At 63.8% G+C, this 15,983-nt stretch carries 13 protein-coding genes; 5 read left to right on the top strand and 8 right to left on the bottom strand.

Translation table 11 applies throughout. The annotated features are described in order from the left end of the window. Positions 1-213 precede the first annotated feature (213 nt). The 5 genes from NKJ89_RS09515 to NKJ89_RS09495 all read right to left on the bottom strand — a co-directional run bounded on the left by NKJ89_RS09515 (position 214) and on the right by NKJ89_RS09495 (position 6,653). Positions 214-1,059: a fumarylacetoacetate hydrolase family protein gene (locus NKJ89_RS09515; RefSeq protein WP_352601840.1), complete on the bottom strand. Its 846-nt coding sequence runs from the start codon at positions 1,057-1,059 to the stop codon at positions 214-216. 147 nt (positions 1,060-1,206) lie between these two features. Then, a complete protein-coding gene (locus NKJ89_RS09510) occupies positions 1,207-1,938 on the bottom strand; it encodes an SDR family oxidoreductase (RefSeq protein WP_352601838.1) in 732 nt (243 codons plus the stop codon). A 189-nt stretch (positions 1,939-2,127) separates the two neighbouring features. Next, a complete protein-coding gene (locus tag NKJ89_RS09505) occupies positions 2,128-4,500 on the bottom strand; it encodes an aldehyde dehydrogenase family protein (RefSeq protein ID WP_352601836.1) in 2,373 nt (790 codons plus the stop codon). Positions 4,501-4,565: 65 nt separating this feature from the next. Next, positions 4,566-5,612: a deoxyribose-phosphate aldolase gene (gene deoC, locus NKJ89_RS09500; RefSeq protein ID WP_352601834.1), complete on the bottom strand. Its 1,047-nt coding sequence runs from the start codon at positions 5,610-5,612 to the stop codon at positions 4,566-4,568. A gap of 213 nt (positions 5,613-5,825) precedes the next feature. Continuing rightward, entirely contained in the window at positions 5,826-6,653 is an 828-nt protein-coding gene (locus tag NKJ89_RS09495) for a ferredoxin--NADP reductase (RefSeq protein WP_352601832.1), read from the bottom strand. Positions 6,654-6,873: 220 nt separating this feature from the next. On the opposite strand from NKJ89_RS09495, the gene NKJ89_RS09490 reads away from it, so the two are divergent. Further along, positions 6,874-8,958 (top strand): hydantoinase/oxoprolinase family protein, encoded by a 2,085-nt coding sequence (locus NKJ89_RS09490; protein ID WP_352601830.1) that lies wholly within the window; start codon positions 6,874-6,876, stop codon positions 8,956-8,958. Position 8,959: 1 nt separating this feature from the next. Further along, complete coding sequence (locus NKJ89_RS09485) at positions 8,960-10,702, top strand: hydantoinase B/oxoprolinase family protein (RefSeq protein ID WP_352601829.1); 1,743 nt, start codon at positions 8,960-8,962, stop codon at positions 10,700-10,702. Between the two features lie 194 nt (positions 10,703-10,896). Here NKJ89_RS09485 and NKJ89_RS09480 read toward each other — a convergent pair whose 3' ends face one another. From NKJ89_RS09480 to NKJ89_RS09470, 3 genes are all read right to left on the bottom strand, one after another. Then, entirely contained in the window at positions 10,897-11,553 is a 657-nt protein-coding gene (locus NKJ89_RS09480) for a methionine ABC transporter permease (protein WP_352601827.1), read from the bottom strand. After that, on the bottom strand, positions 11,534-12,622 hold the full coding sequence (locus NKJ89_RS09475) for a methionine ABC transporter ATP-binding protein (RefSeq protein WP_352601826.1): 1,089 nt from the start codon (positions 12,620-12,622) through the stop codon (positions 11,534-11,536). Before NKJ89_RS09475 ends, NKJ89_RS09480 begins: the two co-directional genes overlap by 20 nt. Before the next feature lie 86 nt (positions 12,623-12,708). Further along, on the bottom strand, positions 12,709-13,563 hold the full coding sequence (locus NKJ89_RS09470) for a MetQ/NlpA family lipoprotein (protein WP_023761331.1): 855 nt from the start codon (positions 13,561-13,563) through the stop codon (positions 12,709-12,711). Positions 13,564-14,027: 464 nt separating this feature from the next. On the opposite strand from NKJ89_RS09470, the gene NKJ89_RS09465 reads away from it, so the two are divergent. From NKJ89_RS09465 to NKJ89_RS09455, 3 genes are read left to right on the top strand one after another with little or no spacing between them, the layout of a single operon-like run. Further along, positions 14,028-14,516, top strand: coding sequence for a hypothetical protein (locus tag NKJ89_RS09465; RefSeq protein ID WP_352601824.1), 489 nt, complete (start codon positions 14,028-14,030; stop codon positions 14,514-14,516). A gap of 33 nt (positions 14,517-14,549) precedes the next feature. After that, on the top strand, positions 14,550-14,774 hold the full coding sequence (locus NKJ89_RS09460; RefSeq protein ID WP_352601822.1) for a hypothetical protein: 225 nt from the start codon (positions 14,550-14,552) through the stop codon (positions 14,772-14,774). Beyond that, positions 14,771-15,979, top strand: coding sequence for an ABC transporter substrate-binding protein (locus NKJ89_RS09455; RefSeq protein ID WP_352601820.1), 1,209 nt, complete (start codon positions 14,771-14,773; stop codon positions 15,977-15,979). The genes NKJ89_RS09460 and NKJ89_RS09455 overlap by 4 nt, the downstream gene beginning before the upstream one ends. Positions 15,980-15,983: the final 4 nt, after the last annotated feature.

Here is a 15,983-nt window from a genome sequence, read left to right as displayed (position 1 = left end):
TGACGAGCAAGCCAGGCAGAGCCGTCGCATCGCGAAGCTGGAAGCGGCGGAGTAGCTGTGTCGAGGCTTTCGACAGCAAGAGCTTAAATCTCCCCGGGGGGTCGACCCCCACTCGGGCGTGTTTCGCTCGACACCTCTCCCCCGATCGACGGGGGAGAGGAAAGGCGCGAATTCGCCCCTTCCTGTTCTCATTCCCGAAGGGAACAGAGAAACCTACACGTCCGCCTTGAACGTCTGCTTCTGCTGGCCGAGCCCTTCGATGCCGAGCTCCACCACATCACCAGCCTTGAGGAATACCGGCGGCTTCATGCCGAGGCCAACGCCGGGCGGCGTGCCGGTCGAGATGATGTCGCCGGGGTGCAGCGACATGAACTGGCTGAGATAGGACACCAGGTACTTGACGCCGTAGACCATGGTCCTGGTCGAGCCGTTCTGCATCGTCTTGCCGTTGACCGTCAGCCACATCTTCAGGTTCTGCGGGTCGGCGATCTCGTCCTTGGTCACCAGCCATGGGCCGGTGGGGCCGAAGGTGTCGCAGGACTTTCCCTTGGTCCACTGGCCCTGCCGCTCGGCCTGGAAGGCGCGTTCCGACACATCGTGAGCAACGCTGTAGCCGGCAACATAGTCCAGGGCGTCAGCTTCGCTGACATATTTGGCTTTTCTGCCGATGACCACGGCCAGTTCGACTTCCCAATCGGTCTTGTCTGAGCCGCGCGGGATCAGCACGTCGTCATCCGGCCCGACAATGGCCGAGCTTGCCTTCATGAAGATGATCGGTTCCGGCGGCACGGTGGCGCCGGTTTCGGCGGCATGGTCGGAATAGTTGAGACCGATGCAAATGAATTTGCCGGTGCCGGCGACGCAAGCGCCGAGGCGCGGGCTGCCGGAAACCGCCGGCAGCGACTTCGGATCGAGCTTGGCCAGATCAGCCAGCAAGGCCGGGTCCAGCGCCTTGCCACCGATGTCGGCGACATGAGCGGAGAGATCGCGGATGGTGCCATCCGTATCGAGCAGACCTGGGCGCTCGCTTCCCACCTCGCCATAGCGCAGCAGTTTCATCTAGATACTTCTCCTGATTGCGGCCATCGGCCGATTACAATTCGCTCCGTCGCCGCGACGACGTGGTTCCAGGGCCGGCGGAACCTTGCCAGTGGATAGTGGCCGGGCAAGTGCGGAAGCAACCTGCTTTTCCGCTAGGAGAGCACCCTAGATCGACCAGCCGCCGTCGATATTGTAGGCCTGTCCGGACGTATAGGTGGCGCCCGCCAGATAAACGGCGAGATCGGCGATTTCCTCCGGCGTGCCGAGCCGGCCCATCGGCTGGCGGGCGATGAAGGCGGCGCGGGCGGCATCGTAATCGCCTTGCGCGTGCATGCGGTCCTGCAGCGAGGGGCTCTCGACCGTGCCGGGGCAAATGGCGTTGCAGCGTATGCCCTTGCCGACATAGTCAGCGGCGATCGCCTTGGTCAGGCCGATGACGGCGGCCTTGGTGACACCATAGGCGAAGCGGTTGGGCACGCCTTTGCCGGCGCCGGCGACCGAGGACATGTTGATGATCGATCCGTCGCCGCGCTCCAGCATGCCGGGCAGCACGGCCCGCACGGTGCGGATCATGGCGCGGACATTGAGGTTGAAGGCGAAATCGAGATCGGCATCCTTCATCTCCAGGATCGAGCCGGAATGGACGAAGCCGGCGCAATTGAAGAGGACGTCGACGATGCCGATCTCGGCAAAGGCCGCGTTGACGGCCTCGTCATTGAGCACGTCCAGCTTGCGGGTCTTGATGCCGGTGGTCTTGGCGAGCTCAGCCAGCAGCGCTTCGTTGATGTCTGTGGCGTGGACCACGGCGCCTGCCTTGGCGAACGCCAGCGCGCTCGCCTTGCCGATGCCTTGCGCCGCTGCCGTGATGACAACGACCTTGCCTGCCAGATCCGCCATGCTGTTCTCCTCGTCCGCTTGGCATCGTTAGGGTCTATCGGCAGCCGGCCGGGGCGTCATGTGCCAGTCAGCCATCATCATGCGGCCTGCGCGTCATCAACTCACAGATAAAGATGTTTTTTCTCGTTAAAGAACATGCATCCGGGCGTCAAGTCCGAATACGATCACCATCGCGGATAGCCACGTGGCTCAATCCCCGTAAGGCACCCAGACATTCTTGACCTCGACGGCGCGGCGCAGGAAAGCATCGCCGGCGGCCTCGTCGGACGCCCAGTCGAGGCCGCGGCCATTGCCGCTCCAGACCCGCTTGAGGTTGCCGATGGAGTCGGCCTCCGCCTTGGCGCAGGTCTCGGCATCGGCGAACACCCAGAGCCCGTCGACGTCGTCGTGCTTGGCCAGCACGCCGGCAAGTTCCGCCGTGCGGCCGGTGACGATGTTGATGGCGCCGGCCGGAACGTCGGAATATTCGATGACCTGATAGAGGTCCGTGGCCAGCAGCGGGTATCTTTCCGAAGGCACCGCGACCACGGTGTTGCCCATGGCCAGCGCCGGTGCGACCAGCGAGATCAGGCCGAGCAGCGGCGAGGTGTCAGGCGCGACGATGCCGACGACGCCGACCGGCTCGTGCAGGGCCAGTGTCACGGCACGCGCCGGCGGCTGGTGCACGCGGCCCTCGAACTTGTCGGCAAGGCCGGCATAGAGGAACAGCCGCTCGATCGACTGGTCGACCTCCTCGCGCGCGGCCTTGGCGGTGACGCCCGTGAGCTGCACGAGGCGCGCCGAGAACTCGTCGGCACGGCCGGAAAGATTTTCAGCCAGATAATAAAGCACCTGGGACCTGTTATAGGCGGTCGCATCCGGCCAGCCCTTGCAGGCCCGCGCCGCAGAAACGGCATCGCGGATGTCCTTGCGGCTGCCGAGGCCGACCTCGCCGGCAAGCTTGCCCTTGGCGGTGGCGATGGCAAGCGAGTAATTGCCATCCGGCCGAATTTGCTTGCCGCCGATGAACAGCTTCGCCGTGCGGTCGATGGTCGAACCGTCCGCCTGCTCGACAGGCTGCGCCGAGATCGCCGCCGGCTTGATCACCGGGCCAAGCGGCAGTTTCGCCGTGATATATTCGAACATGCCTTCCCGTCCGCCCTCGCGGCCGAAACCGCTCTCGCGGTAGCCGCCAAAACCACAGGCGGCATCGAACATGTTGGTGCCGTTGACCCAGACGACGCCGGCCTTCAGTTGCGGCGCGACATGCAAAGCGAGGTTGACGTTCTCGCTCCATACCGAGGCGGCGAGCCCGTAGCGCGTGTTGTTGGCGAGCTCGATTGCTTCCTCAGTGTTGCGGAAGGTCATGGTCGCCAGCACCGGGCCGAACACTTCCTCTTGAGCAAGAATATTAGCCGGTGAAACACCGGTGGCGAGCGTCGGCAGATGATAATGGCCGGAGGACGGCAGCGCCGCATCCGGCTGCCAGCAGACGGCGCCTTGTCTGGCGCCTTCGGCGACCAGACCCTTGACCCGGTCGAGCTGGGTCAAATCAACCAGCGGGCCGATATCGGTGTTCTTGTCGAGCGGGCTGCCGACGCGTAGGCGGCTCATTCGCGTCTTGACCTTGGCGATCAGGGCGTCGGCGATGCCTTCCTGGACCAGCAGGCGCGAGCCGGCGCAGCAGACCTGGCCCTGGTTGAACCAGATGCCGTCGACCAGGCCTTCGACGGCGCTGTCGAGATCGGCGTCCTCGAAGACGATGAAGGCCGACTTGCCGCCGAGTTCCAGCGACAGTTTCTTGCCCGAGCCGGCGGTTGCCTTGCGGATGATCTTGCCGACTTCGGATGAGCCGGTGAAGGCGATCTTCTGGACGCCGGGGTGGTTGACGATGGCGGCGCCCGCTTCCGGGCCGCCCTGAACGATGTTGACGAGGCCTTTCGGCACGCCGGCGCGCTCGCAGATCTCGGCGAACAGGATTGATGTCAGCGGCGTGAACTCGGCCGGCTTCAGCACCACCGTACAACCCGCGGCGAGCGCCGGCGCGATCTTCCAGGCCAGCATCAGCAGCGGAAAGTTCCACGGGATGATCTGGCCGACGACGCCGACACCCTTGTGGCCGGGGAAATCCCTGTCCAGCGCCTGTGCCCAGCCGGCATGGTGGATGAAATGACGGATCGCCAGCGGCACGTCGATATCGCGGCTTTCGCGGATCGGCTTGCCATTGTCGATTGTCTCAAGCACCGCGAACAGGCGCTGATGGCGCTGCATGGCACGGCCGATGGCATAAAGCACTTTCGCCCTGACATAGCCTGAACTGGCGCTCCACTTGGGCAACGCCTTGGCGGCCGCCGCAACCGCCGCGTCGATATCGGCGGCCCTGGCATCGGAGATCTTGGCCAGCAGCTTGCCGGAGGATGGCTCGCTGGTCTCGAAGCTCTTGCCGCCGGATGCGGCCTTCCAGGTACCATCGATGAACAGCGCCTTGGAAAAGTCGCGGGCGGCAAGCCAGGCATCAGCCTCGTTGCGGGCTTCCGGCGCCGGGCCGTAATCCATGGCGTGATAGCGGTCGAGAATGTTCATCAGGTGCCTCCTTCACCCTCCCTGCAGGGAGGGGTCGATCGGCAAGGCCGATCGGGGTGGGGTGCTCAAGCCATTGCGTGGCGATGATTGGCCGAATAGTGACCGGTCAAGTGATGTTCGAGCTGACGCTCGATGTCGGTCAAGAGGCTGGACGCACCGAAGCGGAACAGGTCCGGTTCCAGCCACGGCCGGCCGAGTTCTTCCTTCATCAGCACCAGCCAGTCGAGCGAAGCCTTGGCGGTGGAAATGCCGCCGGCCGGCTTAAAGCCTATGAGGTAGCCGGTTTCCTCGAAATAGGCCCTGATGGCGCGCACCATGGCGAGGCCGACGGGCAGCGTCGCGTTGACGCTTTCCTTGCCGGTCGAGGTCTTGATGAAATCGGCGCCGGCCATCATCGCCACCATCGAGGCCAGCATGACATTGCGCAGCGTCGCGAGGTCGCCCGTGCCGAGGATGACCTTCAGATGCGCATCGCCGCAGGCGGCGCGCATCGAGACGATCTCATTGTAGAGCTCCCGCCACTTGGCACCGAACACCAGGCCGCGCGGAATGACGACATCGATCTCGTCGGCGCCGTCGCGCACCGAAGCCTCGATCTCCTGCAGACGGGTGGTGAGCGGTGCAAGGCCATGCGGAAAGGCAGTGGAAACGGCGGCGACATGGATGCCGGTGCCGCGCACGGCCTCGACGGCGGTGGCGACGAAGGGATGGTAGACGCAGACGGCGGCCGGGTGGATCTTTTCATCGGCTATGCCGAGGCCTTCGACGATGTCGCGGCGGAACGGATTGATCGCCTTGGCGCAGAGCCGGCGCACGCGCTCCTCGGTGTCGTTGGAATTCAGCGTCGTCAGATCCATGCAGGCAACCGCGCGCAGCAGCCAGGCCGCCTGGTTGTCGGCCTTGATCGAGCGCCGCTTGGTCAGGCTGGCGACGCGCCGTTCCAGCGCCGAACGGTTGACGCTGCGCACCGATTCCATGAAGCCGAGGTCGAGCTTCATGCCGGGATTGCGCGCGATGCGATGGTCCGGCGGAACGGCTGTGTTGGCGGCGGCACGCGCGGGCAACGGTGTCACCTTGGTGCCGAGATCGGCTTCGCGGATTGTGCTGCTCATCTCCTGCCCTTTCATTCAGCGGCGTGCGCTTATGCCTTGGCGCGTATCGCTTTCCCAAGACCGCTCGACTCTTTTGGACGATACGCACGAAGATAGCTCGCGAAGTTATACTTCACGAGTCCTTTGGGCCGTCATAGCTGAAAAAGGCTACCGGAGCAGCTGATTTTTGACCGCATGGTCAAAATGTAAAATTAAGATGTCGCCGGCCCAGGCCTAGCCGACGAAGGCGCGCTCGACGACGAAGGTCGCCGGATGGCTCAGCGAGCCTTCGACGAAGCCGAGGCTTTCGGCCAGTTCCTTGACATCCTTCAGCATGTGCATCGAGCCGCAGATCATGATGCGGTCGGTTTCCGGATTGAGCTTGTCGATGCCGAGATCGCTGTAGAACTTGCCGGAGCCGATCAGCGCGGTGATGCGGCCCATACACGGCGATTCTTCGCGGGTCGTGGAATTGTAGAGCGTGACGCGGCCGGCGGTCAGCTCGCCGATCAACGGGTCGCTCTCCAGTGCAGCCACCAGCTCCTGCCCATAAGTCAGTTCGGCATTGTCGCGGCAAGTGTGGGTCAGGATCAGCTGATCGAACTTCTCGTAGGTATCGGGATCGCGCAGCAGGCTGGCGAAGGGCGCGATGCCAGTGCCGGTCGAGATCATGAACAGCCGCTTGGCGGGCGTCAGCGCGTCGATCACCAGCGTGCCGGTCGACTTCGGGCGCATGATGACCGTGTCGCCGACCTGGATCTTCTGCAATTCCGAGGTCAGCGGGCCGTCCGGCACCTTGATCGAGAAGAATTCCAGCTCTTCGTCCCAGGCCGGGCTTGCCACCGAATAGGCGCGGTATACCGGTTTCTCAGCATTGGGCAGGCCGATCATGACGAACTCGCCGGAGCGGAAGCGCAGCGACTGCGGACGGGTGATGCGGAACGAGAACAGCCGGTCGGTGTAGTGCTTCACCGAGACGACGGTTTCGGCATAGACGTTGGCCGGAATCGGAAACTGCAGCGGGCGGGCGCCGACGATGTTGAGAGCGGATGTGGTGTTCATCAAATCCAACCTTCTGGCCCAACTGTGGATGCGGGCGCCAAACCTTCACCTGCGCGCCCGAACCATTCAGGTTCCGGCGTGCTGTTCGCACACTCCAAAGCGGCAAGCTCTTGTGTCCCGAATTTATTAGTATACAAACGATATTTGCGTCAAGATGCTCCCTTAAAACAGCTTTCCAAACTGACGCATATCCGTAGTCCGCGCATTTCGGGTTTCGACGATGGAAGAGAATTTTTCAGCGCAAGCGCGCGATTCCCTTGGAAATGTCGTTGCCGGCATAGATGTCGGCGGGACCTTCACCGACCTGCTCTTGATCGACGGGCGCGACGGCGGCCGGGTGCATATCGCCAAGACTCCGACCACGGTCAACAACCAGGCCTTCGGCGTCGTTTCGGCACTCGGCGCCACCGGATTTGCCATCGACAGCATCGACCTCATCGTGCATGGCACGACCACCACCACCAATGCGGTGCTCGAGCGCCGGCTGGCGAAAACCGGCATGATCACCACGCGCGGTTTTCGCGATGTGATCGAGCTTGGCCGGCGCACGCGGCCGCAGGCCTATGGCATGACCGGCAGCTTCGTGCCGATCATCCCGCGCAATCTCAGGCTCGAAGTCTCGGAGCGCGTCGAAGCGTCGGGCGCGATCCGCACGCCGCTCGACGAGGCGGAAATGCGCGACGCCGTGCAGACGCTGATCGCGGCCGGCTGCGAATCCCTCGTCATCCATTTTCTGCATTCCTACGCCAACCCGACGCATGAGCGCCGCGCCGCCGAAATCGCCGCCGAATTCTGGCCGAACGGCTACATCACGGCGGGCCATGCGCTGCTGTCGGAAGCGCGCGAATTCGAGCGCGGCGTCACCGCTTCGGTCAATGCCTCGGTGCAGCCGATCCTCGAGCGCTATGTCGAACGGCTGCGCACGGAGCTGGGTGCAAAGGGCTATGCCCGCGATTTCCTGATCATGAACGGCAATGGCGGCATGATCTCGGCCCGCTTCGTCACACGTGAATCGGCCAAGACTGTCATGTCCGGCCCGGCCTCAGGTGTCATCGCCGCCGCCTATACGGGCAAGCGCGCCGGCTTCGAAAACCTCGTCACCTACGACATGGGCGGCACCTCGACCGACGTGGCGCTGATCCGCAACGCCGAGCCGGCTGTTTCGAACGAGATCGAGATCGAATACGCGATGCCGATCCATGTGCCGATGGTGGCGGTGCACACGGTCGGCGCCGGCGGCGGCTCGATCGCCCGCGTCGATGCGGCCGGCCTGATCCAGATCGGTCCGGAAAGTGCCGGCGCCAATCCCGGCCCGATCTGCTACGGGCGCGGCGGCCTGGAACCGACCATCACCGACGCCAATCTGGTGCTCGGCCGGCTGGCGCCGAAGAAGCTGCTCGCGGTCGAAAATCCGGTCACCGTCGAGTACGTCACCGGCATCTTCGAGGACAAGATCGGCAAGGCGACCGGCCTGTCCGGCGTCGAGGCAGCGGGTGCGGTGCTGCGGCTGGGCAACATGAAGATGGCCGGCGCCATCCGCATGGTCTCGGTCTCGCGCGGCCATGATCCACGCGATTTCGCGCTGTTCGCCTTTGGCGGCGCCGGCCCGCTGCATGCCACCGCCCTGGCGCGTGAACTCGGCCTGCCCAAGGTGTTGGTGCCGGCGCGGCCAGGCATCACCAACGCGCTCGGCTGCGTCGTTGCCGATCTGCGGCACGACTTCGTCAACACGATCAACCAGCCAGTGTCGGTGCTCGACGAAGCCCAGCTTCACGCCGTATTGGAACGGCACCGAAACGAAGGCGAGGAGCTGATCGGCAAGGAAGCGGTGAAGCCGGAGACGATCCGCGTCACCCACTCCGCCGACATGCAGTTCGTCGGCCAGACCCACATCATCAACGTGGCGCTGCCGTCGTCATCGGTGACGCGGGCGACGCTGCAGCAGCTTTTCGAAAAGGCCTATTTCGCCCGCTTCAAGGTCGAATTGCCGGAAATCCGCGCCAACCTCGTCAATCTCAACACCTCGGTGACCGGCGTCAGGCCGGCGATCGATCTGTCGCGGTTGATCGATCCGGCGGGGCGCACCAAGACACTCGACGAGGCGCGACGCGAAATCCGGCCGGTCTGGTATGCCGGCCGCTGGCACGACACGCCGGTATACGCACGCGAAAAACTGCCGTTAGATGCGATCATCGAAGGACCGGCAATCCTCGAACAGATGGATGCCACCACTGTGCTCGAACCCGGCGACTGCGCACGCTGCGACGCCGACGGCAACATCATCATCGATATTGGCGAGGCCTGAGATGGAAAAACTCGACGCCATCACGCTTTCGGTCCTTCAGGCGGCGCTGCAGCAGGTCTGCGACGAGATGGACCTGACCTTTTCGCGCGCTGCGTTCTCGCCTGTGATCGCCGAGGCCAACGACCGCTCCGACGGCATCTATTCGGCCGTCGACGGTTCGCTGATCGCGCAAGGCAGCCAGGGCCTGCCGGTGTTCGTGGGTGTCATGCAGTATTCGACCAGGACGGTGATCGAGATGATCGCCGATGGCCGCTGCTTGGCCCCGGACCCAGGCGACATCTACATCGTCAACGATCCGTATCTCGGCGGCACCCATCTGATGGATGTGCGCTTTGCCATGCCGGTCTATCGCAATGGCAAGATATTCTGCTGGCTGTCCAACACCGGCCACTGGCCCGACATTGGCGGCTCCGTGCCGGGCGGGTTTTCCGCATCGGCAACGGCAGTCGAGCAGGAAGGGCTGCGGCTGCCGCCGGTCAAGCTGTTCAAGAAGGGCGTGCTCGACGCGGAGATCTACGCCATTATCTGCAACAACATCCGCGTCGCCGACCAGCGCATCGGCGACATCAGGGCCCAGGCCGCAGCGCTGCTGATCGGCCAGGACCGGCTCAACGGAATCCTGGATCGTTACGGCGACGAAACTGTTGTCGAGGCGATCGCCGAATTGCGTCGCCGCGCCGCCGAGCAGATGCGTGCCAACATAGTGGCCATCCCCGACGGCACCTACAGTTCCGAGGCGTTCGTCGACTCCGACGGGGTGGTCAACGAGCCGCTGACCATCGCGCTCGCCATCGAGAAGCAGGGCGATACGCTGACCTTCGATTTCTCCGGCTCGTCGAAACCGTGCGCCGGGCCGATGAACAGCGTGCTGGCGACGACCCTGTCGTCGGTCTATCTCGCCATGCGCCACATTTTCTCCGATGTGCCGATCAGCGCCGGCGCGTTTGAACCGCTGATCGTCAAGCGCCCGGAAGGCACTTTCCTCGACGCGAAATACCCGCGACCCGTATCGGGTTGCGCCGCCGAAGTGTCGCAGCGCATCGCCGAGGCGGTGTTCGCGGCCATGGTGCAGGCAGTGCCGGACAAGGTGACGGCGGCCCCGGCCGGCTCCAGCGGCAATTTCGCGCTCGGCGGCAACGACCCGGCGCGCGGCCGCGACTACGTCATGTACCAGATCTCCGGCGGCGGCTATGGCGGCAATTCAAGTCATGACGGCTTGACCAATGGCTGCTCGACCATCGGCATCTCCAAGTCGCCGCCGGTCGAGATCATGGAACAGGCATTCCCGGTGCTCTACCGCCACTATGCCTTGCGCGAAGGCTCGGGCGGCGCCGGCAAGCATCGCGGCGGCTTTGGCCTAGCTTATGAGGTTGAGATCCTGCGCGGCGACGCGCGCGCCTCCTTCGTCATGGATCACGGCCGTTTCGGCCCGCAAGGCGCACTCGGCGGTGAGGACGGCGCGGTCAACACCGTTACCGTTTTCCGCAATGGCGAGGAACATGTACCACTGCATCTGTCCAAGGAGCAGGACATCGCGCTGAAAGCGGGAGATCGGGTCAGGGTCGGCACGCCGGGTGGTGGCGGCTATGGCGATCCGCGCGAGCGGGATGCCGATCTGGTGCTGCGCGATGTGGCGCTGGGATATTATACGCCTGCGGAAGCCAGCGAAAAATTCGGCGTCGTCCTGTCGGTGGGCGAGCTCGCGGTCGACCGGAAGGCGACGGACAAGCAGCGCGCCCGCTAACAGCGAAACGACCGAAAAGACGGATGTTCGAGATCGCCGTTGAGCGCAAGAAGTCTGCGGGCTTAAGGCGCGCGGCGGAGACGGAAACGAGATGGACATCAAAGGGCCGGATGCCGCGACGCCGCTTCGCGGCTGCTCCGCCCGTGGACGACGAAGTTGGGGAAGCCTCGGCCAATCCCAACTACCGGCTCCGCTTACCCCCGCCGATCCAGCCGCGCCACAAGCCTGTCCCCCACCCACTGGATGCCGCAGACCAGGATGATCAGTACGATGACCACGGCGATCATGACTGACGTCTCAAAACGTTGGTAGCCGTAGCGGATGGCGAGGTCGCCGAGGCCGCCGGCGCCGATGGCGCCGGCCATGGCCGAGGCGCCGATCAGGGTCACCAGCGTCACGGTGAAGCCGGCGACGATGCCGGGCAGGACTTCGGGCACTAGCACCTCGCGGATGATCGTCCAGCGATTGCCGCCCATGGCGCGGGCCGCTTCGATCAAACCATGATCGACCTCGCGCAGCGACACTTCTGCGATGCGCGCGTAATAGGGCGTGGCGGCGATCGACAGCGGCACGATCGCCGCCCACGTGCCGATCGAGGTGCCCACGATCAGTCGTGTCACCGGGATCAGCGCCACCAGAAGGATGATGAAGGGCACCGAGCGGAAGCCGTTGAGGACGGCACCCAGCGCGCGATTCACCCACAGGCTTTCGGCAATGCCGCCGCGTTCGGTGGCAATCAAGGCCAGGCCGAGCGGCAGGCCGAAGACCAGCGAGATGAGGCCGGAGGCGGCCGTCATCAGCACCGTCTCCCAGATCGAACGCAGCAGAAGCTCAAACAGGATTGGCGACATGGCCAAGCACCTCCACCCGCGCCTGGCGGGCCTTCAGGAATGTGATGATGTCGGCGAGATGGCTTGCATCGCTGCCGGGAACCGAAAGGAACAGCGTCCCGACCGGCTGCTGCTGGATGTGGTCGATGCCGCCATGGACGAGGCGGAAGGCACCTGGAACGGCGATGGCAAGGTCTGACAGCAGCGGGCCGCTTGCCGCTTCGCCGGCTACATCGACGCGCAGGATCGTCTCCGCGCCGGCCGCCGGCAGCAGCCGGGCCGCCAGTTCGGCCGGAAGCTGCGGCCGGATGGCGCCGAGCAGGCTCCGCGTAATCTCGGAGCGCGGATCGGCAAACACCGACCAGACCGGCCCTTCCTCGACGATGCGCCCGGCGTCGATCACCGCCACCCGGTCGGCGATCGAGCGGATCACCTCCATTTCGTGGGTGATCAAAAGGATGGTCAGGCCAAGCCGCCGGTTGATGTCTTTCAGCAGGGCAAGGATCGACCGCGTCGTCTCCGGATCGAGCGCCGATGTGGCCTCGTCCGATAGCAACAGCGCCGGGCGCGCCGCAAGCGCCCTGGCGATGCCGACGCGCTGCTTCTGGCCACCCGACAGCAAGGCCGGATAGGCTTTGGCTTTCTCCGACAGGCCGACGAGATCGAGCAGCTCGGCCGCGCGCGCCAGCCGCTCGGCCTTCGGGCGGCCTTCGATCTTGAGCGGCAGCGCTACATTGTCCTCGACGGTCTTGGCCGACAGCAGGTTGAAATGCTGGAAGATCATGCCGATGCGCCGGCGCAGCGGCTGCAGGTCGCGCTCGCCGAGCCGGCTGATCTCGCGGCCCTCGATGAACACGCCGCCCGAATCGGGCCGCTCCAGGCCGTTCAGGCAGCGGATCAGCGTCGACTTGCCGGCGCCGCTGCGACCGATAATGCCGAGGATCTCGCCCTTGCGCACCGTCAGCGAGATACCGTCGAGCGCTGCCGTGACACCGAAGCGGCGTTTAAGCTCGACAAGGCGCACGACATCTTGCTGTGTTGCGCCGGCCTGCTCCGCGGTCTCGACGGTCGAGGTAAAGTGCTGGTTCATGGGCGGATCCTGAAAATACGAGTGCGGCCCGCGCGTGGCGCGGACCGCCTTGCTGTCAAAGCAGACGCTTGAGCGCCTGTATGTCCTCAATAGGCGCTGAGGCCGGTGCCCTTGTAGACCTTGTCGAACTCGGCTTTCACCGCCTCGTTCTGGTACGAAGCCACCAGCGTTTTCACCCAGGCCTCATTCTCGTTGCCGGACTTCACCGCGATGAAGTTGCGGTACGGATTGTCGGCAATGGGCTCCTGCGCGATGCGGTTTTCCGGCGTCAGGCCGCTTTTTAGCGCCCAATCGGTGTTGACCACGGCAGCGTCGAGATCCTCAACCGAGCGTCCAACGATGCCTGCGTCCAACTCCTTGATTTGGACCTTCTTGGGATTTTCCGCGATGTCGGCAGTGGTGGCCAAGATGCCGGTGGCGTCTTTCAGCTTGACCACGCCTTCATTCTGCAAGACGCGCAGCGCCCGGCCTTCATTGGAGGGGTCGTTCGGAACGCCGATGACCGCGCCCTCGGGCAGCTCGGCGACCTTGGTGTACTTCTTCGAGTAGAGACCGATCGGCCATACGCCGGTGTAGCCGACGCGGACGATGTGATACCCTTGAGTCTTGATCTGGTTGTCGAGATAGGGCTGGTGCTGGAAGGCGTTGGCGTCGATCTCGCCACGCTCCAGCGCCTCGTTGGGTTGGGTGTAGTCGTTGAACACCACGGTCTCGATGGCGAGGCCCTTTTCGGCAGCCTGGGCGACTACGACCCGCCACACATCCTCGTCTTCGCCGCTGATGATGCCGACCTTGATCGCCTTCTTGTCTTCGGCGAACGACGCGCCGGGCGCCAACAGGCTGCCAATCGCGACGGCCGAGGCAAACAGCAGAGCAAGGCCACTGCGCCGGCTTAGGGGTGACCAGAGGGAAGAGGGCGAAGTGTTTTTGAAGTCGGTCATGATTGATCTCTGCGGTTGTGAAGTCATCGCGGCCAGGCGGACTGCCTAAGCCTTGGTCGCATCGTCATAAATTCTATCGATTATATCAAAGAACGCATTTCGCCGTTCCCACCACAGCCAGGAATATTCTCTCAAAAATTTCAACGAAGAGAGAACAGGACGGCTTCGGCCGACCGCAGCGGTGCACACAGCATCGACGACCCGCCGCCTTTTACGATTCTTTCGCACGAGTGGGAGACGCCCGGCCGCTGGTGGCGGAAGCAGTTGCGGGGGCGGTGACCGGATGATCATGGATGCGACCCTTGCGGCTCACGTCCGGTTTCCGACCACCACCCCGGCGCACGTCCCAGTGGCCGGCCATGATCCAGCCATGGCAACTTTTTCGTGAAGCTGCACGGGTTGATCCGATAGCCTGTTTGCCTAGGTAAAGAAGCGGCGGGGGCCATGCAAATCCGACAGTCGGTATGACATTTTCCTGGATTCGAAAGCTCGCCATTCCTGTTCTCTTCGCCGGTATCCTGTCTTCCTGCGTCGTTCCCGACGATACGTCACGCATGGCCAAGGCTGACCCCACAGCGTCGGCGGCCCGCAAGGAGATGGTCGGTCTCAGCGAAGCCGACGTTCGAATGTGCGCCGGGTTTCCAACCGCCACCGCGGACGCTGGCCGCTCGGGCCAGATTTGGACCTACAAGCGCATCGTTCAGCGCGGCAATCTAAGCATTGTCGTTCCAACCCTGGCGGTCGGCGCGATCCCGGCGGTCGGCGGTTCCGTCAATGTCGCTCCCGGCGGTTATTGCGACACGCAAATTCGCATGGTCGACGGCCGCGTCGCCGAAGTCGCCTACGCCGGCGACAACAATCTGCCGAACAGGCGCGACGCGCTGTGCGTCAGCACGGTGGATGCCTGTGTTGCCTATGCCCGCCAACACAGTCAAAGGCCGGCGGCCAGATAGCCGGCAGCAACCAAACCGCGACGGCAGGCCGGGGTGCTCGATCTGTTGATGGAGTTGCAGCGCGCGCCCGGTGTCGCCATCCTGTATCTCGGTCTGTGTCCGCATTGTCCGCGTAATGGCGCCAAAGTGCGCCGCTTCGGCCATGAAATGCGCAGTGGCCTCTTGCCGATCATGCTCATCTTCCTAATGTTCGTCTTGCCGATGATTGATCGTGGAGGGCCGGTCCGCTTCATCGTGATGGGAGGAAGTAGACCATGAAGGCATGCTATTTCGTTTCTGCCGCCCTTCTCGCCGCTATTGCAAGCTCCGCTTCGGGTGCCGAGATTTCCGATGGCAAGGTCAAGATCGGTATCCTCAACGACCAGTCGGGCGTCTATGCCGATTTTGGCGGCAAATGGTCGGTCGAGGCCGCCAAGATGGCGGTCGAGGATTTCGGCGGCAAGGTGCAGGGAGCGCCGGTCGAAATCATCAGCGCCGACCACCAGAACAAGCCTGACATAGCCTCCAACATTGCGCGGCAGTGGTATGACACCGAACAGGTCGATGCCATCATGGAACTGACCACCTCTTCGGTCGCGCTCGCCGTCCAGGGCATTTCCAAGGAGAAGAAGAAGATCGACATCGTTACCGGTGCGGCGACCACGGAGCTGACCGGTAAGCAGTGCTCGCCCTACGGTTTCCACTGGGCCTATGACACCCACTCGCAGGCGGTGGGAACCGGCGGCTCACTGGTGCAGCAGGGCGGCGACAGCTGGTTCTTCGTCACCGTCGACTATGCATTCGGCTATTCGCTGAAGGAGCAGACCGCGAAGTTCGTCGAAAGCCACGGCGGCAAGGTGCTGGGCGAAGTGCGTTATCCCCTGGGGGCGACCGATTATTCGTCCTTCCTGCTGCAGGCGCAATCGTCGGGCGCCAAGGTCATCGGGCTGGCCAATGCCGGCCTCGACACTTCCAACTCCATCAAACAGGCGGCCGAATTCGGCATCGTCCAGGGCGGCCAGCGTCTCGCCGCACTTCTCTTCACTCTGGCCGAGGTGCATGGGCTGGGCCTTCAGGCGGCGCAAGGCGTCGTGCTGACCGAGGGCTTTTACTGGGATCGCGATGACAAGAGCCGCGAATTCGCGCAGCGCTTTTCCAAGCGCACGAACCGCATGCCGAACATGATCCAGGCAGCGACATATTCGGCGGTGACGCAATACCTCAAGGCGATCGACAAGGCCGGCACCGACGAGACCGAAGCCGTCGCCAAGCAACTGCATTCGATGCCGGTGAACGACGTCTTTACGGCCAACGGCAAGGTGCAGGCGGACGGCAACATGATTCACGACATGTATCTTTATCAGGTCAAGTCGCCAGCCGAGAGCACCAAGGAGTGGGACTACTACAAATACCTCGCCACCATTCCCGGCAACGAGGCCTTCCTCAGCGAGAAGGAAAGTGGCTGTTCGACGGCCAGCCAGTGATCGG

Origin of the sequence: Mesorhizobium sp. M0047, assembly GCF_040323315.1 — a bacterium.
GTDB lineage: Bacteria > Pseudomonadota > Alphaproteobacteria > Rhizobiales > Rhizobiaceae > Mesorhizobium.
This window is presented reverse-complemented; position numbering and strand designations above follow the sequence as displayed.

Coding starts and splice junctions, on each gene's coding strand:
- NKJ89_RS09515 (WP_352601840.1), bottom strand. CDS start 1,059: ATGAAACTGCTGCGCTATGGCGAGGTGGGAAGCGAGCGCCCAGGTCTG.
- NKJ89_RS09510 (WP_352601838.1), bottom strand. CDS start 1,938: ATGGCGGATCTGGCAGGCAAGGTCGTTGTCATCACGGCAGCGGCGCAA.
- NKJ89_RS09505 (WP_352601836.1), bottom strand. CDS start 4,500: ATGAACATTCTCGACCGCTATCACGCCATGGATTACGGCCCGGCGCCG.
- deoC (WP_352601834.1), bottom strand. CDS start 5,612: ATGAGCAGCACAATCCGCGAAGCCGATCTCGGCACCAAGGTGACACCG.
- NKJ89_RS09495 (WP_352601832.1), bottom strand. CDS start 6,653: ATGAACACCACATCCGCTCTCAACATCGTCGGCGCCCGCCCGCTGCAG.
- NKJ89_RS09490 (WP_352601830.1), top strand. CDS start 6,874: ATGGAAGAGAATTTTTCAGCGCAAGCGCGCGATTCCCTTGGAAATGTC.
- NKJ89_RS09485 (WP_352601829.1), top strand. CDS start 8,960: ATGGAAAAACTCGACGCCATCACGCTTTCGGTCCTTCAGGCGGCGCTG.
- NKJ89_RS09480 (WP_352601827.1), bottom strand. CDS start 11,553: ATGTCGCCAATCCTGTTTGAGCTTCTGCTGCGTTCGATCTGGGAGACG.
- NKJ89_RS09475 (WP_352601826.1), bottom strand. CDS start 12,622: ATGAACCAGCACTTTACCTCGACCGTCGAGACCGCGGAGCAGGCCGGC.
- NKJ89_RS09470 (WP_023761331.1), bottom strand. CDS start 13,563: ATGACCGACTTCAAAAACACTTCGCCCTCTTCCCTCTGGTCACCCCTA.
- NKJ89_RS09465 (WP_352601824.1), top strand. CDS start 14,028: ATGACATTTTCCTGGATTCGAAAGCTCGCCATTCCTGTTCTCTTCGCC.
- NKJ89_RS09455 (WP_352601820.1), top strand. CDS start 14,771: ATGAAGGCATGCTATTTCGTTTCTGCCGCCCTTCTCGCCGCTATTGCA.